Source organism: Bradyrhizobium sp. LB14.3 (genome assembly GCF_040547985.1).
Classification (GTDB): Bacteria; Pseudomonadota; Alphaproteobacteria; order Rhizobiales; family Xanthobacteraceae; genus Bradyrhizobium.
In genome coordinates this window covers 71,291-80,446 of the sequence record NZ_JBEPQT010000027.1, presented here as the reverse complement: position 1 = coordinate 80,446, position 9,156 = coordinate 71,291, and the positions used below count along the sequence as shown (strand labels likewise).

The window sequence follows — 9,156 nt, the reverse complement described above, 5'->3', positions numbered from 1 at the left end:
ATCCGGCGCGATGTACGAAAACAGGCCGCCCTGATCCGTAAACCTGCCGCGCATGATCGTCTCCGCCGATTCGAGATGATAAAGTGAATCATCAAGTCCCCTCCCTGGCGAGGGGTTTTTCAGCAGACTGCTAGATCAGTTTTGGAATGAGTCCGGACTAACCGCGACATCCATGATCTCGCAAATGCGAGGGGGCCCGGAGGGCCCCTTTAAAAATCACCAGCGGCGATAGCGTGGTCCGTAATAGCGCGGGCCACCATAATAGCGCGGCGCACCATAATAGCGCGGCGCATATCGGGGACCGTAATACGGGGCCGGCGCGCCGTAATACCCATAGTTCGGGCGCCAAAAACAGCGTCCCCAGGCGTCACAGACCATGCGGACCTGCTCGACGTCCGAGACCTGCGGCGTCGCAGGAGCAGGCGCGATGGGCATGGCAGACGCCGCCGGCGATGCCGCCAGGGCACCGAACAGGGACGCGACGACGAGGCCAATTCTGAGATTCATGATGTGTCTTCCTCCGCTTACGCAATACAGGATATCGAGGTTCGTTCTGATCAAATTGTGGCGGAACCAAAATGTAATGCTGATAAACAAATCTTCAGCCAGTCCCTGATCTTTAGCTCCGCCAGATTAACCGAGGTTCGAGCTGCTACCAATGTTGGGCTTGCATCGGCGGCGCCGCACAGGACATCGCCGTCATCTTTGATCCCGCGCAATTCACTGGTGCGCCTTCGTCCCTAGGCTTGTCGTCGCGGCTAGCTTTTTCGAGGAATTCGAAGAGCAGGCTCGCAAGGTGGCTTTGGAGCTGTGCAATGGACAAGATGAGATTAGACAAGGGTGATTGGCTGGTCGTGTGCGACGGGCGCAAGGCGCTCATTCTGGAAAACCTCGGCGACGAGATGTTTCCGAACCTCCACACCAGGGAGGTGCACGAGCAGCCCAATCCCTCGACCGCTGCGCAAGGGACCGACGCGCCGGGCAGGCTCCATGGCGCGGCTGGCGGCGCGCGCAGCTCGGTGGAGCAGACTGATTGGCACGACGAGGCCGAGCGCGCCTTCCTGCGCAGCCTGGCCGGCCGGCTCGATGCCGCCGTCAGCTCAGGCGAGACCTCGGCCCTGACCATGGTGGCCTCGCCGCGTGCGCTCGGCATGATCCGCGCCGACTATTCGGACGTCGTGCGCAAGGCGCTTCGGGGCGAGGTCGGCAAGGACCTCGTCAAGCTGCCGGTCTACGAGATCGAGAAGCAATTGCTGCTGTCGGGCGCCGCCAGATAGCGGCACCCCGCAGAGCACCTGCCGGGGCCCCTCAGAAGCAGGGGTGCCGGCGGCGGTCCTGGCCGACATAGGCGGCTGCGCTCCGGTAGCAATGGTTGGTCGACGGGCCATCGTAAAAGGCGAAGGTCCCGGGAGTGATGCCAGGCCCGTAATTGTGCAGATAGCTGATCGGGTAGGGCAGCGGGTTCGTGTAGTGGCGGTGGTACCGGTGATGTCCCCGCGCCTCTGCGAGGCCAGGGGCAAGGATCGCGGCCGAAAGGGCAGCAACCGCGGCTACAAGCTTCAACTTGCTCATCTCGAATCTCCGGAACCCGCACGAATTGGTCAGCCGTTTATAGCCATTTCGGGCCGCCGGAACACCCGTCTGGCGCCCGGAAATCGAGGCCAATCCCGCAGATTCCCGGGCGGGTGTGACACAATTGCCGGACATGTGGTCGAAGCCTGCCCATTTTTGGCCTTTTCGAGATGCTTAACGAATTCCCCACACAAGTATGACCAAAGAGAATCCGGTTAAGAATCCTGTCGTCGGCCCCAGGAATCACCGTCTGGGGATTCCCACGCGGCCGGTCCCATTTCTGAAGGTTTTCGCCGTCACCTCGCCATGCGCATCACGCTTCTGAGCCTGCTGTTGCTCTCGGTCGTCGCCGCCACTCCGGCGCGCGCAGAGCTGCACATCACCCGCGACCACGGCGGCTATGTCGAGGAGTACAAGGCCAAGTACAAGCGCGTCCGCGAGAAGGGCGAGCGCGTCATCATCGACGGCATCTGCAACTCGGCCTGCACCCTGGTGCTCGGCATCGTGCCGATGAACAAGATCTGCGTGACGCCGCGCGCCAGCCTCGGCTTCCACCAGGCCTATTACGACAAGGCCTTCACCTTCGGGATCAAGGTCACCAGCGCGGAAGGGACGTCCGACCTGATGGCCTACTATCCCGACACGGTGAAGGAATGGATTCGCCGCAATGGCGGACTCACCACCGACATGAAAAAGATCAAGAACGGCGTCGAGCTCTGGAAGATCATAGATCCCTGTCCGGAAGAATGGTGAGCGGCTGAGCCATCACTGTCCGTCGCAGCGCAGCATCATCCGTGCGAAATTGGCCTAAATTCGCATTGCCGCATGGGCCGCCGGTGGGGCAATGAGGGCGGCAATGAATAATAATCAAGAAGCCCTGACCGCCCGCGCCGCGCCGATCCTGTTCGTCCTGCTCTGGAGCACCGGCTTCATCGGCACCAAATACGTCATCAACAACGCCGACCCCTTGACCTACCTCGCCATCCGCATGGCGATCGTGGTCGGCCTGATGGCGATCATCGCCGCAATCGCGCGACCGAAATGGCCGGACCGTATCGGCATCGCGCACAGCGCGGTCGCCGGCATTCTCGTCCATGGCTTCTATCTCGGCGGCACTGCGATCGCGATCGCGCACTCAATTCCGGCCGGGCTCTCCGCGCTCATTCCGGGCCTTCAGCCGATCCTGACTTCGACCATCGCCAACCGCTGGCTCGGCGAGAAAGTGACGCCGGTGCAATGGGCAGGCCTGATGCTTGGCCTCGGCGGCGTGGTGCTGATCCTGCACGGACGTCCCATGACCGGCGAAGCCGGACTCGGCTGGCTCGCCTCGGTGGTCTCGCTGATCAGCATCACGCTCGGCACGCTCTATCAGCGCCGCTACTGCAACCACATCGACTGGCGTGCCGGCAATCTCGTGCAATATGTTGCCGTGACGATCTTCTTCGCGGCCGGTGCCTTCCTGTTCGAGGACCGCGTGGTGCATTGGACGCGGGAGTTCATGCTCGCGCTGGCCTGGCTCGCCGTGGCGCTCTCGATCGGGTCGATCGGGCTGCTGTACTGGCTGATCCGCAACGCCGCCGCTACGTCGGTTGCGAGCCTGTTCTACCTGGTGCCCGCCGTCACCGCGCTGATGGCCTATCTCCTGTTCGGAGAAAAGCTCGATGCGCTGGCGATCGCCGGCATGATGATGTGCGCGGCAGCAGTGTTCGTGGTCAACCGACGCTTCTAGCGCCGGCGGGCCGGGCCGCTGGAATACATCCCTGACGTGCGCGGCATGTTCGTGCTAGGGTCGGCGTATTTCAGTGTCCCTTTCACAGGTGGTTTTCCATGAAGAAGGCGAGACGCGCACTGCTCGGCAGGTCCCTGAAGCCGGTCCGGATTGCCTGCATCAACTACGCCGAGCCGACGATCAGCGGCCGCAAAATGGCCAAGCTCACTGCGGCGCTCCAGAAATGCTACGACAAGCACTTCCTGCCAGTGTGGGGCTATCCGGTCGACCTTTATGTCACCGAAAGGCCGAAGCCGAGCGATTGGCAGCTGGTCTATTTTGACGAGGCCTCCCACAAGAACATGCTCGGCCGCCATGAGCTGACGTATCGTCGCCAGCCGATCTCAAAGATCTTCGTCAAGGCGCTGGGCAGCGAGCCGGTCAGCGTGGCGGCCTCGCACGAGCTGTTCGAGATGGTGCTCGATCCCATGGCCAATCTCTGGGCCGACAAAAATCCGAACACCCAATATGCCTATGAGGTCTGTGACGCGGTGGAGGAGGATTCCTTCTTCGTCGCGGGCTTTGAGATGTCTAACTTCGTCTATCCGTCCTGGTTCGAACCGTTCAAGCATCCCCGGGGCACCAAGTTCGACCACAAGGGGACGCTGACCGAGCCGTTCTCGATGACCGAGGGCGGTTACGTCATCAAGCGGGTCAACGGTCGGAAGGTGATCAAGGCGTTCGGCTCGCCTGAGAAACGGCGGAGCTTCGCCAAGGAGGACCGGCGCGGCCATCGCAGCGAATTTCGCGATCCGCAAGGCGAGCATCACCCCGGCCGGCGCGCAGCCAAGAGGCGAGGGTAGGGTATCGCTGGAGCTGTCTCCGGGCGCGTCCGCACCCGGAGACGTGAGCGTTGCGATCAGCGCTTGGCCTTCCTGGCCTTCTTTTTCGACTTGGCGGCTTTCTTCGTCGCCTTCTTTGCAGTTTTCTTGGCCGCCTTCTTCGACGACTTCTTTGCAGCCTTCTTCGAAGTCTTCTTCGCAGCCTTCTTGGCTTTCTTCTTGGAAGCCTTCTTCGGCGCTACTTTCTTCGTGACCTTCTTGGCGACTTTCCTGACCTTCTTCACCGCAGTGACAGCGGCGTCCTTGGTCGCTTCCACGGCGGCGGTGATCGTGTCCATCGCCTGTTCGGTGATCGGCTTGTCGTCGTCCATATCGTCCCCCACGGTTTGCATGGAGCGATGACGATAGCGAGTTTCATAGTTGTGTCAAAGCAACGCTCAACCGCCATCGAAATTCGCTTGGAGGTTTTCGGTAGCGAGATTGGGATGGTCGTGGAGCAGGTGCCGGCAGAACTCGCGCCAGCCGAACTCGGTCAGCCAATCTGTTGGCGCTGAATGCCACCATCGAAGCCGCGCGCGCGGGCGATGCTGGCCGCGGTTTTGCGGTGGTGGCCCAGGAGGTCAGGAGGTCAAGACGCTCGCCGGCCAGACCGCCAAGGCGACCGACGAGATATCGAACCAGATCGCCAGCATGCAGCTTGCGACTGAGGAATCGGTTGTCGCCATCAAGGCGATCAGCCAGACCATCGAACGCATCAGCGGTATCGCCGGCTCGATCCCGGCTGCGGACGAGCAGCAGAAAAGCGCGACCCACAACCTCGTGGTCAGCGTTCGCGCGGCGGTGTCGGGCACGGCCGATGTCGCCGTCAACGTCCGTCAGGCCGCCAACGAAACGGGCGAGACGTCCAGCCGGATGTTTGCTGCCGCCCAGGCGCTGTCCGGCGAGAGCCTGCATCTGAAGGCCGAGGTCGACGGCTTCCTCGACCGCGTCCACGCGGCGTGAGGGCTCTAATGTCGTCGTTCCGGGTCGGTGCTGACGCATCGCCCGGAACGACGTTTGGGTTATTTCGGCTGCGGCACGATCCGGATGTAGGGCTTCGGTTCCTTCCAGCCCTGCGGGTAGATCGTCTTGGCCTCGTCGTTGGAGACTGAGCCCGCGATGATGACGTCGTCACCCTGCGACCAGTCGGCCGGGGTAGCGACGCGATGCTTGGCAGTGAGCTGAAGCGAGTCGATGACGCGCAGGATCTCCTGGAAGTTTCTGCCCGTCGTCATCGGATAGACCAGCACCAGCTTGATCTTCTTGTCCGGGCCGATGACGAAGACGTTGCGGACGGTCTGGTTGTCGGCGGCCGTGCGGGTGAGGGGATCACCCGAGATCGCGGCCGGCAACATGCCGTACAGCTTGGACACGTTGTAATCGGTGTCGCCGATCATCGGGTAGTTCGGAGCTGTGCCTTGCGTCTCCTTGATGTCCTCCGACCATTTGGAGTGACGGTCGACCGGATCGACCGAGAGGCCCATCAGCTTGACGCCGCGCTTGTCGAATTCCGGCTTCAGCTTGGCGAGCACGCCGAGCTCGGTCGTACAAACCGGCGTGAAGTCCTTTGGATGCGAGAACAGCAGCGCCCAGCTGTTGCCGACCCAGTCGTGGAACTTGATCTTCCCTTCGGTGGTCTCGGCTTCGAAGTCGGGTGCGGTGGCGCCGATCGGAAGTGTCATGGTTCTACCTCATCGAATTGAATTTACTTGAGAATTCATCCTTGGCCGTCACCATCAGTATAGGGTCTTCGCGACCTCAAGTGAACGCCAACTGAACCGCTTCAAGTAAAATGTGAATTCCTTCTTTGAAGGCCTGATGTCCTAGCACCTTTTTGTTACAGCGGCGCCTGCGGCGAAACATCTCCACCGGGGCCACACGGGGCCCGATTGCCCCGATAAAGCCTTTTATGACTTCCATCACGCTCGCCCGGCGCTTCCTAGAACCTAAACGGTCCTGACAGCGACCAATTGGCAACCATCTAGAAAAGTCGTGATCCCCGTATCGAATCATTAACCACCCCTTTACGCCGGCGTGAAAATGCTGGCCGATCAGAAGAAATCTGGAAGTGAACTATGTCTGCCGCTGCGCATACGTCTGTTGAGTCGCCGTCCCTCGAACCGTCCTGCCGCGATACCTCGGCCCACGCACTGACCATCGTGCGCGACGGCGTGATCACGGGCGAAGGCCCGACCACCAAGGGGAGGGTGCACTTCTCCCGCGCGCTCGATGCCGATGACACCGCCTGGTGCGCCCGCATCCTGACCGCCACAGCCGTCAACGACCAACCGATCAGCCGCGCGGAAGCCGAAGCGCTGTTCGAGATCAACGAAGCCGCAACCGAACGCACCGATGGCGGCCGGTTCGACGACCTGCTCGCCAAGGCGGTGGCCCATTATGCCGCGAGCGCCTCGGGCCTGAAGGTGCCGCCGCGCAGCGTCGCGCTGTCTGCCGAGTCCGATATCGAAGGCTGGGCGCCGTCCTATGTCTCCAAAGTCAACAGCGAAATGCTGGAGTGGATTGCCGGCCAGATGCGCGGCAAGCGCCAGAACAACCGTCGCCTGATGGCGATGGTGGCGACCTTCCTGGGCGCCACCGCGCTGCCTCTGGCGGGCCAATTGCCGAACGTGTTCGACATCGGCATGTAAAGTCCGGGCATGTTAGAGTGAGATGAGATTGTCGCGCCCCTTGCGAGGCGCGAGAGACAACGGTGGGGTTATTTCCCCGCCGTTTTTTGTTTGCCAGTGTCCGGCTCGAGGCCGAGCGTGCGGCCCGGGAAACCGGCAGTGTCGAAATAGCGCTGGCTGCCGACGCGCTGGAAGTTGAGCACGGTCTGCAGGCCGTTCTCGGACTTCTTCGACTTCTCGACGGCCTTGTACGCCTTCGGAATGATGCCGTTGGGCAGGGCCTCCGACATCACCCGGCCGACCAAGCCGCCGTTCTGCGTGCCGCGCAGGCCCATCAGTCGGGCGGCCGTCATGCCGACGTCGGCATTGCTGACCGGAATCTCGCTGACGTAGCCGGCCTTGAAGTCCGGTCCGATGGCAGCCATGAAGTTCATGGTGTCGCCGCGGCTGAAGCTGCCATGCATGCCCTGGCCCTGGCGCAGCACGGTGTCGGCAACGTGCACCGAGCAATTGGTCGGCGCCTCGCCGCAATCGCTGGCGTAGGAGCGGAAGTTGACGACGATTGCCGGCGTCGGCGTTGCCGCCTTGCCGCGCAGACTGACGCTCGACAGTGGCAACGTGCCGGGGAAGCGGCCGAGGGAGTCGTCGACGAACAGGCCCGAGACGTAGTCCTGCTCGAGCAGCACCTTGACGGTTTTAGCCGCCAGCTTCTTGTCCTTGTTCGGCAAATAGATCAGGTCGGAGCCGCCATTGGTGGCGACGACGAGATCGGGCTTTTCCGGATCCTTGCCGAGCACGCCGTTGCCGGCCTTGGGATGCTTGTTGCCCTCGACCTTGGCATTCTTGTTGTTGGGGTCGAACAGCGGCAGGTCGAGCGCCTTGGCGAGGTCGAGCGCCAAAAAGCCCATCGGAAGGAAGTCCTTCGGCGTGTCGTCATAGCTGATCTTGGCCGAGGGGCTGGTCTTGCTTTCCTTCGAGATGGTCGAGAAGCCGTGGTCGGCCTGGACCATGATGTTGGTGTTGGCGGCAAGGCCGAGCTCGTCCAGCGCCTTGCAGAGCTGGGCGAGGTTGTTGTCGGCATTCTTGATGCCGGCCATCGAGGTCGGCCCGTTGATGCCGGGCATGATCTGGTTGAGGCTGTCGCCAGTGTTGTGCTGACTGCCGTCGGGGTCGCGCGACCAGAACACCAGCACGAATGGCTTGTTGCGCGCCTTGAACATCGGCAGCACGACCTTGGCAGCGACGTCGGCGAAATAGGCCTGCTGGGCGACGTTGGCGACCGTGGTGCCCGGCGTCTTGGCGTCGCCGGCCTTGCTGTTGTCGCCGCGTGGCGGCGTGGCGATGGGGAGGCCGGCCTTGGTCAGCGCAGCCTTGACCTCGTCGGACAGCGCCACGCCGTTCTTGGCACCGGTGGCATCGTCGAACACGATCGAATGCAGGCCGGCCTTTTCGGGTTTGTCAGTGTGATCGAACTGATAGGTCGGGCCATGCTTGCCAAGGGCCGCCGTGCTGTAGCCCTTGTCGCGGGCCAGCTTCAGGATCGTGTCTTCATTGAGATAGTCGCCCTTGAAATGCTCGTCGATGTCGCCGAGCACGGCGTCGTTCTCGATGAAGGGGACCACGGTGTCGCCGGCGGGGACCGACGTGTAGTTGGTCCAGATCGTGTTGGAGAACACACCGGTATCGCCGAGATAGTGCCCGGTCGACATCGCCGAGCCATTGGCCATGGTGAAGGTCGGGAACAGCGAATGCGAGTTCTTGAAGTTGACGCCCTTGTCGCGGAGTTCGGCCATGGCGGGGGCGGTCTCCGGTGTGACCTTCAGTGCCCGCAGACCGTCCGGAATGAACAGGATCAAATTACGAGGGGTGTTGTTCTCGGCGGAGGCACGCCCCGTCGAAAGCCCGGTGGACAGCAGTGTCAGTCCGGCTGACAGCAACACCAGTGAACGGCGCATAAAATCTCTCCCTGCGAGGCAGCTTGGCCGCCAACCGCGGCCCCCGGCTTCGTTTAGTTTCGCTGTATGACGGTCTTGTTACAAGAGCGGAGCGGCATGCAAAGAAGGGCAGGGACCGTCCGCGTGTCCCGGACGCGCTGCAACGCCTCTTTGCGTTGCTGCGCAAAGCCGGGACCCAGAAGGCCGCGCACTCGCTGCTGCATGGGCCCCGGCTCTGCAGCGCACCGCCAAGAGGCGCTGCGCTGCGTCCGGGGCACAAGACTGTTGATGAAGGACTGACATGGGCTTGCATCCTCGCGGCGTGTTTCGCCCGAGCTTTGCTTCGTCGCTTCACCCTCAATTGAAAGAGGGTGCAGGGAAGACCGGGAGCCGGCTGGCTCCTATTGCTCCGCTATGCCAAGGGCAGATTGCGC

General features: G+C 62.2%; 10 protein-coding genes and 1 pseudogene. 6 read left to right on the top strand and 5 right to left on the bottom strand.

Annotation, left to right across the window (positions count from 1 at the left end):
- Positions 1-216: 216 nt before the first annotated feature.
- Positions 217-507, bottom strand: a complete 291-nt coding sequence (locus tag ABIB00_RS32325) for a hypothetical protein (RefSeq protein ID WP_354107148.1) — start codon at positions 505-507, stop codon at positions 217-219.
- Between the two features lie 308 nt (positions 508-815).
- On the opposite strand from ABIB00_RS32325, the gene ABIB00_RS32320 reads away from it, so the two are divergent.
- Entirely contained in the window at positions 816-1,277 is a 462-nt protein-coding gene (locus tag ABIB00_RS32320; protein ID WP_354107147.1) for a host attachment protein, read from the top strand.
- Positions 1,278-1,308: 31 nt separating this feature from the next.
- Here the strand turns inward: ABIB00_RS32320 and ABIB00_RS32315 are convergent, their stop codons facing one another.
- Positions 1,309-1,572, bottom strand: a complete 264-nt coding sequence (locus tag ABIB00_RS32315; protein ID WP_354107146.1) for a hypothetical protein — start codon at positions 1,570-1,572, stop codon at positions 1,309-1,311.
- Between the two features lie 306 nt (positions 1,573-1,878).
- Between ABIB00_RS32315 and ABIB00_RS32310 the strand changes: the two genes are divergently transcribed.
- From ABIB00_RS32310 to ABIB00_RS32300, 3 genes are all read left to right on the top strand, one after another.
- Entirely contained in the window at positions 1,879-2,325 is a 447-nt protein-coding gene (locus ABIB00_RS32310; RefSeq protein WP_354107145.1) for a hypothetical protein, read from the top strand.
- Positions 2,326-2,428: 103 nt separating this feature from the next.
- Positions 2,429-3,301 (top strand): DMT family transporter, encoded by an 873-nt coding sequence (locus ABIB00_RS32305; protein WP_247348386.1) that lies wholly within the window; start codon positions 2,429-2,431, stop codon positions 3,299-3,301.
- A gap of 98 nt (positions 3,302-3,399) precedes the next feature.
- Positions 3,400-4,143, top strand: a complete 744-nt coding sequence (locus ABIB00_RS32300; protein ID WP_354052143.1) for a hypothetical protein — start codon at positions 3,400-3,402, stop codon at positions 4,141-4,143.
- A 56-nt stretch (positions 4,144-4,199) separates the two neighbouring features.
- Here ABIB00_RS32300 and ABIB00_RS32295 read toward each other — a convergent pair whose 3' ends face one another.
- Positions 4,200-4,493, bottom strand: a complete 294-nt coding sequence (locus ABIB00_RS32295) for a histone (RefSeq protein WP_247348381.1) — start codon at positions 4,491-4,493, stop codon at positions 4,200-4,202.
- A 164-nt stretch (positions 4,494-4,657) separates the two neighbouring features.
- Here ABIB00_RS32295 and ABIB00_RS32290 point away from each other — a divergent pair.
- Positions 4,658-5,124: pseudogene (locus ABIB00_RS32290) on the top strand (methyl-accepting chemotaxis protein); the annotation flags it as partial.
- Between the two features lie 59 nt (positions 5,125-5,183).
- Here the strand turns inward: ABIB00_RS32290 and ABIB00_RS32285 are convergent.
- Positions 5,184-5,843, bottom strand: coding sequence for a peroxiredoxin (locus ABIB00_RS32285; protein ID WP_354107144.1), 660 nt, complete (start codon positions 5,841-5,843; stop codon positions 5,184-5,186).
- A gap of 393 nt (positions 5,844-6,236) precedes the next feature.
- Here ABIB00_RS32285 and ABIB00_RS32280 point away from each other — a divergent pair, with 393 nt between their 5' ends.
- Entirely contained in the window at positions 6,237-6,809 is a 573-nt protein-coding gene (locus ABIB00_RS32280; protein ID WP_354107143.1) for a hypothetical protein, read from the top strand.
- A gap of 68 nt (positions 6,810-6,877) precedes the next feature.
- Here the strand turns inward: ABIB00_RS32280 and ABIB00_RS32275 are convergent, their stop codons facing one another.
- Positions 6,878-8,743 (bottom strand): alkaline phosphatase family protein, encoded by a 1,866-nt coding sequence (locus ABIB00_RS32275; RefSeq protein ID WP_354107142.1) that lies wholly within the window; start codon positions 8,741-8,743, stop codon positions 6,878-6,880.
- Positions 8,744-9,156 lie beyond the last annotated feature (413 nt).

What these genes read in the sequence shown, in the direction of transcription:
- ABIB00_RS32310 (WP_354107145.1), top strand. Translation starts at nt 1,879, where the DNA reads ATGCGCATCACGCTTCTGAGCCTGCTGTTGCTCTCGGTCGTCGCCGCC.
- ABIB00_RS32320 (WP_354107147.1), top strand. Translation starts at nt 816, where the DNA reads ATGGACAAGATGAGATTAGACAAGGGTGATTGGCTGGTCGTGTGCGAC.
- ABIB00_RS32275 (WP_354107142.1), bottom strand. Translation starts at nt 8,743, where the DNA reads ATGCGCCGTTCACTGGTGTTGCTGTCAGCCGGACTGACACTGCTGTCC.
- ABIB00_RS32325 (WP_354107148.1), bottom strand. Translation starts at nt 507, where the DNA reads ATGAATCTCAGAATTGGCCTCGTCGTCGCGTCCCTGTTCGGTGCCCTG.
- ABIB00_RS32285 (WP_354107144.1), bottom strand. Translation starts at nt 5,843, where the DNA reads ATGACACTTCCGATCGGCGCCACCGCACCCGACTTCGAAGCCGAGACC.
- ABIB00_RS32280 (WP_354107143.1), top strand. Translation starts at nt 6,237, where the DNA reads ATGTCTGCCGCTGCGCATACGTCTGTTGAGTCGCCGTCCCTCGAACCG.
- ABIB00_RS32305 (WP_247348386.1), top strand. Translation starts at nt 2,429, where the DNA reads ATGAATAATAATCAAGAAGCCCTGACCGCCCGCGCCGCGCCGATCCTG.
- ABIB00_RS32300 (WP_354052143.1), top strand. Translation starts at nt 3,400, where the DNA reads ATGAAGAAGGCGAGACGCGCACTGCTCGGCAGGTCCCTGAAGCCGGTC.
- ABIB00_RS32295 (WP_247348381.1), bottom strand. Translation starts at nt 4,493, where the DNA reads ATGGACGACGACAAGCCGATCACCGAACAGGCGATGGACACGATCACC.
- ABIB00_RS32315 (WP_354107146.1), bottom strand. Translation starts at nt 1,572, where the DNA reads ATGAGCAAGTTGAAGCTTGTAGCCGCGGTTGCTGCCCTTTCGGCCGCG.